A 15,744-nucleotide genomic window follows, 5' to 3' on the forward strand; every position below is an offset into this window, starting at 1 on the left:
TGGAAACCAGACGAGCGCACATCGCACATCGCTCCCCGCTCAATTAACAGTTAATTTTGCCACCTGCGGAATTTTACCAGCCAATCCCGTCATCAATCTGAGGGCGAGGTACTTAAATCCTGGAATTCGATCGAGTAAAAACAGCCCGCAGCGGCGGATAATCACGATCGGCATCAGGCTCGTCGAGAACATGCGATCGAGAAAATCGGTAAAGGCTAAAATTACCCAGTTCTCTGGCTTGCGCCAGTTGGCATACCTCTGGAGCACAGCTTTAGAGCCGATATCTTCGCCAGCTTGGTGCGCGGCGACTAAAATCTCGGCTAAAGCAGCAGCATCCCTAATCCCCAAATTCATTCCTTGTCCCGCGACTGGATGGCAACAGTGCGCCGCATCGCCGATTAATGCCAGTCTGTCGGCGATATAATTTTTGCTTTGCATCAACTTGACGGGAAATAGCCAACGCTCGGAGTCGAGTGCCAATTTGCCGAGTAAACCACCCGTACAATATTCCAATCGATCGAGGAATTCATTTGCAGGTAAATCTCGCAATTCTTCAGCTTGTTGGTGGGGTACCGTCCATACCACCTGACAGCGACCGTCAGCTAATGGTAACACTCCGATCGGCCCAGCATACCAAAATCGCTCGTATGCCACATTTTGATGCGGCTGTGCGGGTGTGACGGTAGCGGTGATACAAGATTGCCAATAGTTCCAACCAGCAGTGGTGATGCCAGCGCGCTCTCTGAGTGAGGATTTGGCACCATCGGCGGCAATTACCAAGCTAGTGCGGATTTTGGTTGGTGCTTCGGTGTCTGGGGTTTGAATCGTAATTTCGGCACCAGTCGGGGTGTATTCTACCGCCACTACCTGTGCGGGACACATCACCGTAATATTGGCAGCCGATCGCAATTTAGTTTGCAATGCTGTCAGTAGCACTTCATGACTGGCAGCATAACCCAAAGTTTCTCTCCCCAAATCCTGGGGATACATTTTCACTACTCCCGCATAATCGGCGTCAGAGATTTGAATTTGACTAAATTGAGTAATCTGGGGTAAAACTTCTTCCCACACGCCTAGACCCTCAAATATCTGCCCTGAGAGCATCGATAAGACATAAGCTCGACTCTTGGCAATCGAAATTGACTGCGCTTGTGACTCGATCGAAACTACCCGCAATCCAGAATTTTGCAGCGCGACAGCAAGGGTATTACCGATAATGCCACCACCGACGATCGCCAGATCGTAGTCCAACTGCGGCGATCCGGCTACTGGCTGTAGATCTGAAGCGGATTGAGGCGAATGCAGCATCTGTATTTGCACAGCGTCTGCCCGAACTGAGAGAGAATCGAGACGTGGCATAGGAAACGATCGACTAATAAGAATAGTAAACATTTTTGGCAGCGACCTTTATTATTATGACGCTTCTATTCATTCTGCGCGAGGGTAACCAATCGGGAGTTGGGAGTTGGGAGTTGGGGGAGAGGAGGAGACGGGAGCACATTTCCAATCCGCTGTCTTGATTCGCTTCTTTCGGCGGGAAACAAAGGCGTGCGAGAGCCGAAATCCGCAATCCACAATCCACAATCCCTACTCATTACCCATTACGCAAGAAAAAAGTGCCCCAGTCAAATTAGCTGAGACACTCTTGTTGGAGTCTAAATTTATTAAGATCGGAACATCCGGTTATCGTCGATGTGCTGCTTATTTAGGTAAGCCAGTTGGGACAGAAGGAGTGCTACCAGCAGGGTTAGGAACGCTGCCAGGGATGGATGTAGGGGTACCAGGGAGAGTTGAATCGCTGGGAACCTTGATAGTATTGGGTTTGGTGTTGGAGCTGCCACTAGGATCGCTAGGGTTGGCTTTAGTGCCAGGAGTGGTGGTACCAGAGGGAGTGGTGTCGGTACCAGCAGGTGTAGTGTCAGTCGGCATAGTGCCAGAAGGTGTAACACCAGCAGGAGTAGTACTATCTGGTGTGGTACTAGATGGTGTAGTTGTGTCGGTTCCAGAGGGCTTTTTCATGTTGGTGCCGCTCGTTGGCTTTTTCTTGCTTTTTGCCGCTGGAGTTTTTGTTGTTTTTTTCTTGGTGGTTTGGGTCGTACTAACACCCACCGTCGAAACGTGAGAAGAGCTATGATGAGCTTCCGCAGATGTCATGAGACTAACTAGGCTCAATGGCGAAAAAACCACAGTAGTCAATGCGATCGTCTGAATTAGTTTAATCATGAAAACTTCTTAATTTGGAGATGATTTACCTAAAATTCGGCGATTTATTTCACTCGCTGTAGGTGCATCTTAACATTAAAATCGTGTAATGTCCTGACACATGTATAACAATATCAAATATAGGTAGCGATCGATGAAATTATTTCTGGGATGCAAATAGACGATCGAATCTACGGCAACAGTTAAGAAATCGATCGCTGATATTTGGATGAGATCCGAAATGCAAATGAGTATACGCAGCTTGCACCTGGTATCTACTCCAGCCTTCAGCCGCAAAAACTAAATTCGATTCATAGCCATGAAGATCGCATAATGGCGATGGGGGTAAATCGGTCAAAGTAGAACGATGAAATTCGTGTCCCCACACTCGATCGCCTGCATTAAAGAGCACACTATTTTGTAATGCTGTCAGTTGTCGATAGCCCAAAATCAATCTTTTACCCATCACGGCTGTGGTGGGAAAAATTCCGACCATGGCATGAGATCGAGCGTCAAAATCTACAATTCGATCGCACAAGTACATCAATCCCCCGCATTCAGCATAAGTCGGCATTCCGGCTGTAATTGCCGCTGCGACGGATTGTCTGGCAGAAGTATTTGCCGCTAAAATTTCGGCAAATACTTCTGGAAATCCACCCCCAAAATACAATCCACTCACATCTGGTGGTAATTGTCGATCGATTAACGGACTCCACTCGACGAGTTCGGCACCCAAATCTCGCAATAAGTCCAGATTGTCTGCATAGTAGAAATTAAATGCTGCATCCTTGGCAATTGCAAGCCGAACTTTAGGCTGTGCTACAAAGGAGGTAGTTCCCCCGCCCCAGCCCTCCTGGAATCCACCCCCAGCCCCTCCGTTCGCGAAGCGTCTGCCTGCGCAGAGGAGGGGAGCAAGAGAGGAGGGCGTAAGATCGATTGCGGGGGGGTTTGGGGGGGTAAACACGGGTTTAGCAACAAGCAAAGGCATCAATCGCTCCCAATCGAAACAAGTCTCGCCAACATCGGCAAGTCGATCGAGCGTGCGATCGAGATCGGTTAATTCTCCCGCTGGAATTAGCCCTAAATGGCGATCGGGGAGAATAATGTCGTCTCGCCGTCTGAGTACGCCCAAGATGGGTAGATGGAGCGGCAAGAGGGCAGCAGTGAGTAATTCGAGATGCCGATCGCTGCCGACTCGATTGAGAATTACACCCGCAATCTGAACTTCAGGGTCGAAAGTCCGATAACCATGCGCGATCGCGGCAATCGATCGCGAGGTGCTACTACAATTGAGAATCAAGACGACTGGGATATTAAGCAATTTGGCAACCTGCGCCGTGCTTCCTGCATCCGTCGTCCCCGAAGCTCCATCGAATAATCCCATCACCCCTTCGACGATGGCGCACTCGGCTGTCTGACTGTGGCGATCGAAACAATGCCGCACGTAAGCTGGTGAAGTTAAAATCGGATCGAGATTTCGACAGGCTCGCCCCGTCACATACGAATGAAACATCGGATCGATGTAATCTGGCCCCACTTTAAAAGATTGTACCGTCTGCTGTCTGCGTTTGAGGGCAGCAAGTAGGGCTAAGGTGATGGTGGTTTTGCCAACACCACTGCGTTCTCCAGCGATCGCGATTGACATAAATTTTGAGAGGAGAGTAGAGATCGAAGTAAGTGCTCGAACTCTAATTATGCCGCTGCTGCGATTCGATGTCTAAGTCGGGGATAGGGGATAGGGGATAGGCTTTAGGCTTTAGGCTTTAGGTTTTAGGTTTTGAAACTGCGTTTCCCCCACTCATTATCCATTATCCATTACTCATTACCTATTACCTATTACCTATCACCCAATTATAATAAACTCCAAGAATTACAACACCGTTTCCGTTTCAGGAATAACATCAATCCCGATCGGTTGTGGGACTTCGGTTGTTTTCACTAAATCTTGGAAGCCTTCAAGTTTGATGCCCATGTGTTGCGCTGCCGAGTGTAGTTCTCGCTCGAAGGTGACGATATCGCCACTATAACCACACAGAGTAGCTGCTGCTTCGATGCCATCTTTGGCATTAGCTTTCGCACAATCAATTAATTCGTTGCCGTGAAGAGGTGTTGGTGCTGCCATGAAATTAAATCTCCCAAAAAATCCTAGATTAGTAATTTTTAGATCGAGCAGAAATACAATAGTTAAAGTTCGACGATCGAGAGATTACGCTGTCCTTATATCTAAATTACAGATGATACTTTTTGAAAGCGGGGAGCGGGGAAAATGTATGTAAATTAAATGAGGAACAGATTACATATCGAGCGATCGTCTCTTAACTAACCTAACACCGATTGCCGATCGACTTCAACGCGCTAAAATTTATCGCTCGGAGAGTTATGCTCGATCGGATTGTAAAGCTTTAATTCCGGCATAGCACAAATCAACACCTCGATCGAGAACTATATTTCGCCATCGATCGTTTTTGGGTACGAACACTTCTATTAATTCTTTTTTTGCTCTGTCAAAAGATAGATCTTCCGGCTGTCCCCACCAGTGAGCGCGATTTTCGCTGCGGAGTGCCTTAAGGACGCGCAGCATTGGGTAAGTACCAAATTCAGCAAGGATAAAATCATAGGTCAGATCTGCAAATTCATGCTGACACCAGCGACCGAATGTACCGCGCGGCTGATAGACTAAATCGTCTGGATCGATCGTCAACAACCGATTTTCTACAGGAGTAGTTTGACCCCCAAATCGAGCGGACAACCATCGATAACGGGGCGAATCTTTAGTTATTTCGGCAAATAGTTGGTAGGTTCCCCATTTACCCAAACCGGAATGTAAATCGAGATGAATTACCTGTTGCGCTGCTCCCAACCAGTTTCGCAGATGAGCAGCTAAGATGTGTTGAGTTTGTGCGGGTGCATTACCGCCAAAAAATAAACCTTTGGGGTAGTCATACTGTCCGACAGGGAGCGTATTTTTGAGCGCGGACATGCCATACCGAGCGATTAAACCCAGAGACTTCAGCAAAAAAGGTTCGAGTCTGGATGGCGCAGTGCGCGGATTGAGAAAACTATCTAGCGATGGATAAGCAGGCGGACAACCTCGATACGCCTCATTAGCTAGCACAAAATTACGATTGAGATCGATATTCTCTTCATTCCACCTGCGATACCACGCACAACCAAAAGGATTGAGCATGTGTATGGTCACAAGCTGGAGATCCGATGGTAATTGCTGAGTTGTAAAATAGCGATCGATCGTTGCCAATTGTACCGCCGAGCCAAACAAGCCTTCAACTCCATGCAAGCCGCTAGAAATAACCAAGGCTTTGCTAGCTGTATGCTCGCCAAAGATCGCAACATCGATCGACAATGGTTTATCGTTCGGCGATGGTGCGTCGATCTCATAAGACTCTAGCCGCGCTTTATGCTCTCTGGCTGCCATTTGCCAGCGAGATCGAGCTATAAAATAATCGTCTGAGAAATAATTCATTTTCGGGTGTCACCACAACTACCAGCGGTTTTAACCGCTGCTTGTGATGCAAAGTCCGCTGTCTGTCTTGTCTCGCTTCCATGGTCGGGTTTCCCGACCGGAGCGTCGCAATGCGGGCGGGAAACCCGCCCATGCAATTGCGACAAGAGAGCGAGCCGCTTGTCGCGCTAAACCGTCGGGTTTCCCGACGAGCGCGCGCCGCTACGTGGACTAATATTTCAGTCCGCGTAGGCGGACTTTGCATCATTAGCGACGACTTCCAGTCGTTGATTATTTAACAATAAGCTAAATCCCAGTCGCTCGATCGAGTCAATCGAATCTGAGCTAAGGCAACAATCGTCGGGATAATTCTCCCATAATTAGTCGAAATCGATCGCCAGCCGAGATCTGCAAAAAACCAGCCCCACATGGCTGGCCCTAAAATGGTAAACACGCCACGTACAGCCACCTGCTGGGTTGCTGAAAGCATCATGCCGCGTTTGGCCATATAAAGTGAGATATAACTTTGCAACTGGCTGGTAGCGGCCAATCCACCCCGAATTAGGGTTTGTTTGGCAACTTCGTAGCTGGCAAAGTGAAACGCAAATTGACGGGCAATTTGATGTAGTACTAATGGTTTGAGCACCGAACTAACCGCGATCGCGCTACTTCCCTTTAAAATTAGTTTAATTGGGTCGTGCTGAATGTGTGCGGGTAAAGGCTGGTCGAAACGGGTATTTGCCAGAGATTTTTGAACTCTAAGCGTCAGCGCATCGCGATCTCCAGACGGTAACTTATGCCAACTTTTACCCATTAGATGCAAAAAGACTTCCGCTTCTAAATCGGTGGTACTGAGCTGATTGGAATAAGGAATTTTGAGATATCTACATACCTGTACCAACGTCTGACGGTAACTGACAGCATGAGTCCGTCCCTGCAAGACAGTAATTCCATCTGCTGCCAAAAAGCGAAAGCGATCTTCGATCGAGTCTAACCAGATATCTCGCTCCTGACTCTGAATTTCTACTAAGTCTGGGGTGCGCACGTAGTCTAAAGGATTGAACTTACGGCTAAAGAGAATCCTGGTCAATTGTTGTAGCTCGTCTTCTGTCGCCAATTCTAAAGCCGTTCGTAGCTCATCCAAAACAACTTCCTCCACACTCGTGCTCACATCCTTCCACCATCTAGTGTACCGCACCATTCCCAAAAAACAGTGGGCACTCGTCACTAGCGATCGATTAACTTAATCTAAGTTAGTATTAATTGGAAAGCCAACGACTGGAAGTCTTGGCTGGAGCTGCGAAGTCCGCCTTCGCGGAATCGGAACTTCAGTACAGCTTCGGCGGACTTCTCATCATGAGGGGCGGTTTCTAACAGCTTAGGTTATGGTTAATTTATTGGTGGTAGCTCCTTAATCGTGGCTTTGCGAGTGGGGATATCGATATTAGCCACAAACCGCTTGTCACCTGATGTATAAATTACTACGCGTCGATCGATTCCGAGCCGCGAAACTAACAAGATTTTATCGATATCCTTAATAACTTCCGTATAATTTGCACCAGAAACATCAGAAATTCCGATTTGTTTGCGGTCTAAATCGCTAAGTAGTTTATCGGCATTGGTATCCGCTTCGGCTCGAACATACCATAGTGTTTTGACAGTTTTCACCCCGCTGGGGCGATTCATTGCATCGGTATTCGACTTGCTGGGTGGAAACGGTTCGCCAATCTGTTCTAGCTCTAATATCCGCGAGTTATTGTTGGTGAGTAGTTTGCCCGCAGACAAGTTATCTCGATGCACGAACATATAGTTACGAATGTCTATCTGATAGTCTTTGCGCTCGTCATAGCTGCTATAGCTAGCAGATTTAATTTGCTTGAGAATGCTTTTACGCTCTTGTTCGGCCACATAAATCGGTGCATACAAATACGGGGTACCATTAAGTTGCTCGAACTGGTTCATCCACACATCTTTAGGCGCAGCTACTGGCACCGGACTAGTACTGACAGCGACTTCAGGCTTAGTAGTGGTGCTACAACCCGCAACCACCATCACGATTCCTAATAAGCTAACTTTCCACCATTGTTTCGACATTTGACACTCTCTCACAAAAATATTACTCCTGAGTTTGTCTACAATTTAGTAGTTATTAATTCCGCAGGATTAGGAGCGATGTGCGCTCGTCTGGTTTCCAGACGGGTTAGCACATCAAGACAGCGGGGAGCGGGGAAGAAGGGGGGACGGAGAGACGAGGAGAGAGAATTGTTCTGTTACCCATCCACTCATCTACCCATCCACCCATCCACCCATTCAACTAGCACAAAAATACCACAAGCGCGCCAAAAGTCTCTATCATAGAGTCTAGGTCAACTCTACCCAGGATCGATCGTGATACCTCTGCAACTATCTCTCAAAAACTTTCTCAGCTATAGCGAAGCCAGTTTAGATTTTACAGGGCTGCACACCGCTTGTATTTGCGGTGCTAATGGTGCAGGGAAGTCTTCGCTCTTAGAAGGAATTACCTGGGCGATTTGGGGTGAGTGTCGGGCGGTGAGTGAGGATGACGCGATTAGTAATGGTGCGATGGATGTGCGGGTGGATTTCACCTTTATGATGCACGGTGAGACTTGTCGGATCATCCGCTCTCGCCAGCGCGATAGTACTGGGGGGTTGGAATTTCAGATTCAGACGAGTGGCGGACAATTTCGGACGTTAACTCAAAAGGGAATTCGATCGACACAAGCTTTAATCGATGACTATCTCAAAATCGATTACGATACGTTTATTAATTCGGCTTATTTAAGACAGGGTAAAGCTGATGAGTTCATGCTCAAAAAGCCGACAGATCGCAAGCAGATCTTAGCAGATTTATTGAAGCTCGATCGCTACGAGCAGTTAGCCGATCGCGCTAAAGATACGGCGAAGCAGTTTAAACTTCAGGCAGAGGTGTTGACGGAAAATTTAGCCGAAGCTGAGGTGCAATTAGCCCAAATCGATGGGATTACTCAGCAGCGGGATGAGGTGAAAGTTGAGATCGATCGGTTGCAACAGCTTCAAGTTATTGAGGAACAGGAATTAGAAAGTTTTAAAACGATCGCCAGACAGCGAGAAACTTGGCAACAGCAATTAGGTTGGGAGCAAAAACGCGATCGCGAATTAATTCAAGCAGCTACACAGATCCAAGCCGATCTTCAGTTACTCAATACCGATAAGAATCGTTTGGATAGTCTCTTAATTCGATCGGATGAGATTTCAGGTGCTTATCAAGCTTATCTAAGTTTACAGCAGCAATTAGCGGTCCTCGATCGTCAATTTGACACTTACCAACAAAGCCAAATTAAGCAGCAACAATTACAGCAACAACTAGAGCGACAAACTCAAGAGTTGCAACTGACTCTCGGTAGAAGTCAAGCTGAATTAGCATTAGTCATTCAGCAGCAACAGGAGTTAGCTACCACGCTAGCAACTGCTGGCGATGTTACCAAAGCGATCGCCCAATTGCAATCGTTTCGTCAGCGCGTGACAGAATTAGATCGCTTACAAGCAGAAGTCTTACCGCTCCAACAAGAACGAGTAATATTGATAGGTAAAATCGATCGAGAGGCAGCTAAAATTCAGGCAAAACTCAATGAGTTAATCCTCAGAGAGCAGCAGATAAAAGTTAAAACTAACGAACGTCAGCAATTAATCGATCGATTGACTTTACTCGATACCCAGATTACCGAATTAGACAATAAAAAGGTATATCAAAAACGAATCGAAGAAAAAGGTCTAGTCAAAAAAGAAAATATCCAACGATTGGATGCCGATGTGCGTAATTATCAGAAACAATTAGTAGAACTCGATCGCAAGTTAGAACTGCTAGAAGTTCCCGATGCTAGTTGTCCTGTATGCGAGCAACCATTAGACGAAAATCACCGGGAGCATGTCTTAACTAGTGCCAAAAGCGAACGCGAAAATATCGATCGACAGATTTCAGCTAGTCAGGAAGAATATTCTCTATATGTCCGCGAACGTGAAGATCTGATCGCTCAATACAAGCAATTAAATCGCGAACTAGCCGGATCGGAAAATCTACGCGAGCAACGTGGCAAACTCCAAGCCCAGTTAGATTCGATTGCCGAGCTACAAGTCAATCTTGAGGAAATTGCAATCGAGAAATCGCAAATTGAACTCGCGATTGAATCTAGAATTTATGCTCGTGAATTGCAAACCGAACTTGCTGGATTGTTAATTCAATTAGAAGAAACTAACTATAGCGAACAGAGTCATGCTTTGGCTAGAGGTGAAGTTGATAAACTACGCTGGGCGGAAGCCAAGCAAGAGCGAATTAAAGAAGCTGAGCGCAAGCAACAACAGTCGATCGAGCGAAAAGAGCGACTGGAAATTGAGATTGCAGCGATCGAAGAAAATATTAATTTATTGCAAACTAATTCTGATATGAAAATAGAATTAGAAGCAGTAATTAAAGAGATCGAAGCATTGGGATACGATCGTAATTATCATAACCAAGTTACAACTAGCCTGCGCGAATCTCAGTCAATTCAACTACAATATCAAGAACTCCAGCAAGCCCAGCAAACGCAACCCCAACTGCTAGATCGGATTAAAATTCTAGAGACTAACGAACGTCAGAATACAGAAGATCGCCAAAGATCGACAATAGAGATCGATCGCATTAGTCTAGAAATTGCTAAAATTCCAGATAACGATGTGCGCATTATGGCGATCGAACACCAACTTGCCGAACGTCGCCAACAACTAGATAATAATCTCTCAATTATCGGCAGTCTCGAACAACAACTGACCCAACTCCATCAAATCAAAGAACAACTGCGATCGCAACAACAGCAATTAGAAGCCTACAAGCAGCAACAAAAAATCTACGACGAACTTACCAAAGCATTTGGCAAAAATGGCATTCAAGCCTTAGTAATCGAGAATATTTTGCCGCAACTAGAAGCCGAAAGTAATCAAATTCTCTCCAAACTGAGTAACAATCAATTTCACGTCCAATTTATTACCCAAAAAGCCACTAAAGGCAGCCGTACCAAAAAAGCCAGTGTCAAAAGTGCTAAATATATCGATACCCTCGATATCGTCATCGGCGATGCCAACGGTACCAGATCCTACGAAACTTATTCTGGTGGCGAAGCCTTTCGGATTAACTTCTCCATCCGCCTCGCCTTAGCCAAACTCCTCTCTCAACGAGCCGGAACGCCCCTGCAAATGCTGATCGTCGATGAAGGCTTTGGTACCCAAGATCGCGAAGGCTGCGATCGATTGATTGCGGCGATTAATGCGATTTCTGCTGACTTTGCCTGCATTCTAACAGTTACTCACATGCCCCAATTTCGCGAGGCTTTTCAAACGCGAATTGAGGTACAAAAAACGTCCAAAGGTTCTCAAATTCAAGTCATAACTTGAATTTTAATTGCGAAGATTAGGAACGGTGGGCAGTGCCCAGCCTACATTTTAGATTAGGTAGGATGGGCAGATTAGGTAGGGTGGGCACTGCCCACCAGCTAAAATGTTGGCTAATTAAATCGATTTAAAGGCATAAAGGCAAGGAAATAAAATTGATAGCAGATCGACCACTTACACCCCAAGTTTATATCATCGGCGTCGGCCCTGGAGATCCCGATCTATTAACAGTCAAAGGACAGCGCATCATTGCAACTGCCGATACAATTTTATATGCCGATTCGCTCATACCCGATCGCATCTTACAACACGCTCGCCCCGATGCCGAAATTATCAAAACCAGCGATCTTACCCTCGAACAGATTGTATCGGTAATACTCGATCGCGTCAGCACGCCGCAAGGAGATCGAGGGAGATCGGGTCTAACGATCGCCAGATTGCACTCTGGAGATTTATCATTATATAGTGCGATCTCCGAACAAATTCACGCCCTTAAAGCTGCAAATATTACTGTCGAATTAATACCCGGAATTAGTGCTTATCAAGCCGCCGCAGCCACACTCCAAGTCGAACTCACCATTCCCGAAATCGTCCAGACAATTATCCTCACGCGCCCTTCGGGTAGAGCATCTAGCGTACCGCCAGCCGAGGATTTGGCTAGTTTAGCAGCCCACCAATCGAGTCTGTGCCTCTATTTAGCCGCACGACATGTCGAGACAGCACAATCCCAATTACTCTGTCACTACCCTCCAGAAACACTTGTCGCCATCTGTTTTCGCGTCGGCTGGGAGGACGAACGAATCTGGGTAGTACCCCTGACAGAGATGGCGGAACGCACCACCCGCGAAGGGTTAGTCCGCACCACAATGTATATTATTAGCCCCGCACTCGCCCAAATCGATGCCACTAACTCGGATTTAACCCCAACGCGTTCGCGACTATACCATCCCCAACACCAGCATCTATTTAGATCGTCTTCAGATCTAGAATAGTCGATCCACTCCAGATTCCCTAGCACTTTCAACCCAACCCATGGCAGCTCGCTCTTCCAATTACGCCAAAATCTATGCCGTCGTCAAGCGAATTCCCAGTGGTAAAGTGCTCACTTATGGGCAAGTTGCCGACTTGGCGGGGTTATATGGTAAAGCGCGGTTGGTAGGTTACGCGCTATTTCAGGTAGACATTGCCTCCGATATTCCCTGGCAACGAGTTGTCAACGCCAAGGGCGAAATTTCTTACTCCATAGCGCGCTGTGGCGGCGACTATCTACAGAAGAATTTATTAGAAAGTGAAGGTGTCGAATTTCAGCGCGAGGATCGGATCGATCTCAAAAAATATCGCTGGCAACCGCCGATAAATTTAATAGACGATGGTGGCGACGAACTCTAAAACGAGTTTTTAAAAATCATTACACTCACGATCGAGTAAAATAGATCGGAAAATTTATTTAAAATTCGGACTTCTATGCCCTTTTTCTGGTTCGCACGCATCGCCTCTGGGGCAACCGACTGCACTGCTTCCGCTCCACTAGGAGCAAAACGCGAATCGCTGCGGTAAAAATACTCTCCTCACAACAATTTAAAATATTATATGAAAAAAGCCACTGTAATCGGTCTCGGTCGATCGGGTATCGCTGCTGCAAAACTTTTGACAAAGCATGGGTACAATGTCACCCTCAGCGATAGTAATAGTAATGCCAATCTCGAAGCTCAAAAACAACAATTAGAATTACTCAATATTAACGTCAAACTCGGTGACAAATTCGCGCCCATTGATGAAGATACGATCGTGGTGAGTCCTGGCGTACCGTGGGATATTGCGCCGCTAGTCAAGGCTAGAGAAATGGGCATCGACACGATCGGCGAAATGGAATTAGCATGGCGGTATCTCCACGATATTCCGTGGGTGGCAATTACCGGAACAAATGGTAAAACTACGACTACAGCTTTGACTGCGGCTATCTTTCAAGCTGCTGGCATCGAAACGATCGGGTGTGGAAATATTGGGTTTGCGGCTTGCGAATTAGCTTTATTAGAAACACATCCGGCATGGATTATTGCCGAAATGAGTAGCTATCAAATCGAATCTACCTTTACCATGACACCTCAAATTGGCGTCTGGACGACTTTAACTCCCGATCACTTGGCTCGTCATAAAACTGTGACTAATTATGCCAATATTAAAGCTAAATTACTCCGCAATTCTCGCCATAAAATCCTTAATGGTGACGATCGATATTTACACGATCTGGAAGAATCCGATTGGCAAAGTGCTACGTGGACGAGCGTAGAAGGCAAGCAGCATCTAAGAGGCAATCCCGCAGCGGGGATTTGGATTGAAGATAATTGGGTGGTATTTAGAGGCGAAAAAGTGCTGCAAGCTGACTCATTGAAAATGCCTGGAGATCATAACCGTCAGAATATGTTGATGGCTGTAGCAATTGCCAAACTAGCAAACATCGATAATAATGCGATCGTAAAAGGTGTTGCTAGTTTCCCTGGCGTTGCCCATCGTCTAGAATATATCTGCACGTATGAAGGCGTGGATTATATTAATGATAGTAAGGCGACTAATTATGATGCTGCCGATGTGGGATTGAGTGCGGTAAAATCGCCCGTAATTTTAATCGCAGGTGGTGAAGCCAAAGAAGGCGAGGATCTGGCTTGGTTGGAGACAATTAAGCAAAAAGCAGCCGTTGTATTATTAATCGGCTCTGCGGCAACTCAATTTGCCAATCGCTTAACAGCCGTCGGATATCATAATTTTGAAATTGTCGAAACGATGGCAAATGCGATCGATCGCGCTCCCGAACTTGCCAAACAACATCGAGCCAAAATTGTGTTGTTATCTCCAGCTTGTGCGAGTTTCGACCAGTATACTAGTTTCGAGCATCGTGGCGATGATTTTCGACAACTATGTCAAGCATTATTATCAGGTGGTTGACACCGAGTAAATAAGTAGGTGAGTGTAACTGTTTATAAAATGATTGTATCTGAAACCTATACGGTGGGCAGCGATTCACGCTCTGGAGATGTCCTCCAGATTGAGTGAATCAAGACAGTGCCTAACCTACTGGGACTGTAGAGGCGGGTTTGTGCTACTTAATGTCGATTTTACCCAGATGTTAAACAAAACTCGCTCTCCCCTAACAGGATCGCTCGAAAGATCTCAAATAGGTTCTATATCCAAAACATCTCTAGCATCGCCGATAAATGGCTCGATGCACGGGTAAACCCTTCTTAAGAGTGAATGCTTCACGCTCGGTAGGAATACCGAGTGGATTGGGTTCGATCCACTCGGGTTGGGTACGATCGAAAGCGGCATTTTCGCTAAATCGATCGCACATTTCCCGCGCTACCCATTCTAAATCCGATTGCAAAAATACTTCAGCACCGATCGGCAAATATCGCGCCAGATCGTTAACTAATTGTGGTTGAACGACGCGACGTTTGGCATGTTTAGTTTTGAAACAAGGATCGGGGTACTGAATGCTCACCCGTTGTAATTTACCTTCTGGGAGCGATGCGAGTAACGTTGCGAGTGAAGTATTGATATTGCCAAAGACATAATGCAGATTGTCCGCACCTAATTCATCTCGTTTCTGATTGGCATGGGTGACTAAAGCTTCGCGAATTTCAATACCTAGATAATTCCAAGATCGATCGGATTGTGCTAATTGGAGCAAAAATTTTCCCCACGCACTACCGATATCGAGATGAATTGGTGCCGATAAGTTGGCATAAACTTCTGCCCAATCTGGTGGCGTCAGCGGTTGTTGATAGATAATACTCAGTGGATTGACATGCTGCCGAACTTTAATCCGAGCCATGAAGCGCAAGCGATAATACTAAGTGGATGGAAATGCTACCGAACGTCGATCTGAAGATCGGTAGCTAATAGAAATTCAAATGGGGAACAGATGCACAAAAAAGTACCCTGGAACAGATAAAGCTAGTAAATCTTAAATTACTCTAGTAGCAATCTAAAATTTACTAGCAAGATCGGGAAATATCGAGCAATTGAGACGAGAGTGCGATTAACTCAATCGAGATTCGATCGAAGTTGTCATCTCGATCTCGATGGCGATAAGATGCGATCGAGATCTTTAGTGCTAATCGATGTTACTAGGCGCAAATCGCTCTAGTCATCGCCATTTGCTTCATCGCCATTGGCATCGACTTGTTTGAGATGAATGTGCTTGCGTCCGAGAGTGATGTTAAATACATCGCCTTCCTTTAAGCCCATTTGCTTGGTGTATGCAGCACCAATCAATAAATTATTGTTAGATTGGACGGTAATTTTGTAGCTAGCACTGCGACCGCCACGACCGCCACCAACTGCTTTACTATCCAACTGAATGCCTTCAGCATCGATGAGCGCGTTAAGAAACTTCATCATATTAACGCGTTCGACACCGTTCTTGGTTTCGGTATAGTAACCACATTCGCGGGCTTTCTCTTCCTTGCTCGCGCTGCCGAGGTCTTTGACTTTTTGAAGTAGTTCTTCGCCAACTAGCGGCTCAATATTTTTCTTATTACTCATCAACTTAGATTTCAAACTAGAGGATCTAACGCTATCCGGCGTTGCGGTTTTGCTAAACTAGACCTGCAATTAGTTATTGGAGGTTGCTATCAGCTCTTGTCCTTATAGTACACCCA

14 protein-coding genes are annotated in these 15,744 nt (G+C 46.2%); 4 read left to right on the top strand and 10 right to left on the bottom strand.

Going from position 1 to position 15,744, the window contains the following annotated elements; translation table 11 throughout:
• Nucleotides 1–39: 39 nt before the first annotated feature.
• The 8 genes from CHA6605_RS00825 to CHA6605_RS00855 all read right to left on the bottom strand — a co-directional run bounded on the left by CHA6605_RS00825 (nucleotide 40) and on the right by CHA6605_RS00855 (nucleotide 7,756).
• Entirely contained in the window at nucleotides 40–1,359 is a 1,320-nt protein-coding gene (locus tag CHA6605_RS00825; RefSeq protein ID WP_015157654.1) for an FAD-dependent hydroxylase, read from the bottom strand.
• A gap of 342 nt (nucleotides 1,360–1,701) precedes the next feature.
• Nucleotides 1,702–2,223, bottom strand: coding sequence for a hypothetical protein (locus CHA6605_RS33465; protein WP_157259691.1), 522 nt, complete (start codon nucleotides 2,221–2,223; stop codon nucleotides 1,702–1,704).
• A gap of 139 nt (nucleotides 2,224–2,362) precedes the next feature.
• Nucleotides 2,363–3,847, bottom strand: a complete 1,485-nt coding sequence (locus CHA6605_RS00835; RefSeq protein WP_015157656.1) for a cobyrinic acid a,c-diamide synthase CobB — start codon at nucleotides 3,845–3,847, stop codon at nucleotides 2,363–2,365.
• A 225-nt stretch (nucleotides 3,848–4,072) separates the two neighbouring features.
• The gene (locus tag CHA6605_RS00840; protein WP_015157657.1) at nucleotides 4,073–4,324 is read right to left on the bottom strand and encodes a hypothetical protein; all 252 of its coding nucleotides are present in this window, start codon (nucleotides 4,322–4,324) and stop codon (nucleotides 4,073–4,075) included.
• A gap of 255 nt (nucleotides 4,325–4,579) precedes the next feature.
• Complete coding sequence (locus CHA6605_RS00845; protein WP_015157658.1) at nucleotides 4,580–5,635, bottom strand: M14 family metallopeptidase; 1,056 nt, start codon at nucleotides 5,633–5,635, stop codon at nucleotides 4,580–4,582.
• Nucleotides 5,616–5,930: a hypothetical protein gene (locus CHA6605_RS33470; RefSeq protein WP_015157659.1), complete on the bottom strand. Its 315-nt coding sequence runs from the start codon at nucleotides 5,928–5,930 to the stop codon at nucleotides 5,616–5,618. The genes CHA6605_RS00845 and CHA6605_RS33470 overlap by 20 nt, the downstream gene beginning before the upstream one ends.
• A gap of 27 nt (nucleotides 5,931–5,957) precedes the next feature.
• A complete protein-coding gene (locus CHA6605_RS00850; RefSeq protein WP_041548562.1) occupies nucleotides 5,958–6,806 on the bottom strand; it encodes a YaaW family protein in 849 nt (282 codons plus the stop codon).
• A gap of 245 nt (nucleotides 6,807–7,051) precedes the next feature.
• A complete protein-coding gene (locus CHA6605_RS00855; protein ID WP_041547397.1) occupies nucleotides 7,052–7,756 on the bottom strand; it encodes a hypothetical protein in 705 nt (234 codons plus the stop codon).
• Between the two features lie 294 nt (nucleotides 7,757–8,050).
• Between CHA6605_RS00855 and sbcC the strand changes: the two genes are divergently transcribed.
• The 4 genes from sbcC (at nucleotide 8,051) to murD (ending at nucleotide 14,029) form a co-directional block, all read left to right on the top strand.
• On the top strand, nucleotides 8,051–11,089 hold the full coding sequence (gene sbcC, locus CHA6605_RS00860; RefSeq protein WP_015157662.1) for an exonuclease subunit SbcC: 3,039 nt from the start codon (nucleotides 8,051–8,053) through the stop codon (nucleotides 11,087–11,089).
• A gap of 146 nt (nucleotides 11,090–11,235) precedes the next feature.
• Entirely contained in the window at nucleotides 11,236–12,078 is an 843-nt protein-coding gene (gene cobM / locus CHA6605_RS00865) for a precorrin-4 C(11)-methyltransferase (protein ID WP_157260140.1), read from the top strand.
• A 40-nt stretch (nucleotides 12,079–12,118) separates the two neighbouring features.
• Nucleotides 12,119–12,475 (top strand): MGMT family protein, encoded by a 357-nt coding sequence (locus tag CHA6605_RS00870; RefSeq protein WP_015157664.1) that lies wholly within the window; start codon nucleotides 12,119–12,121, stop codon nucleotides 12,473–12,475.
• 201 nt (nucleotides 12,476–12,676) lie between these two features.
• The gene (gene murD, locus CHA6605_RS00875) at nucleotides 12,677–14,029 is read left to right on the top strand and encodes a UDP-N-acetylmuramoyl-L-alanine--D-glutamate ligase (RefSeq protein WP_015157665.1); all 1,353 of its coding nucleotides are present in this window, start codon (nucleotides 12,677–12,679) and stop codon (nucleotides 14,027–14,029) included.
• Between the two features lie 253 nt (nucleotides 14,030–14,282).
• Here murD and trmB read toward each other — a convergent pair whose 3' ends face one another.
• A complete protein-coding gene (trmB, locus tag CHA6605_RS00880) occupies nucleotides 14,283–14,915 on the bottom strand; it encodes a tRNA (guanosine(46)-N7)-methyltransferase TrmB (protein WP_015157666.1) in 633 nt (210 codons plus the stop codon).
• A 311-nt stretch (nucleotides 14,916–15,226) separates the two neighbouring features.
• Nucleotides 15,227–15,628: an AbrB family transcriptional regulator gene (locus tag CHA6605_RS00885; protein ID WP_015157667.1), complete on the bottom strand. Its 402-nt coding sequence runs from the start codon at nucleotides 15,626–15,628 to the stop codon at nucleotides 15,227–15,229.
• Nucleotides 15,629–15,744 lie beyond the last annotated feature (116 nt).

Source organism: Chamaesiphon minutus PCC 6605 (genome assembly GCF_000317145.1).
In the GTDB taxonomy this organism is placed as follows: Bacteria; Cyanobacteriota; Cyanobacteriia; order Cyanobacteriales; family Chamaesiphonaceae; genus Chamaesiphon; species Chamaesiphon minutus.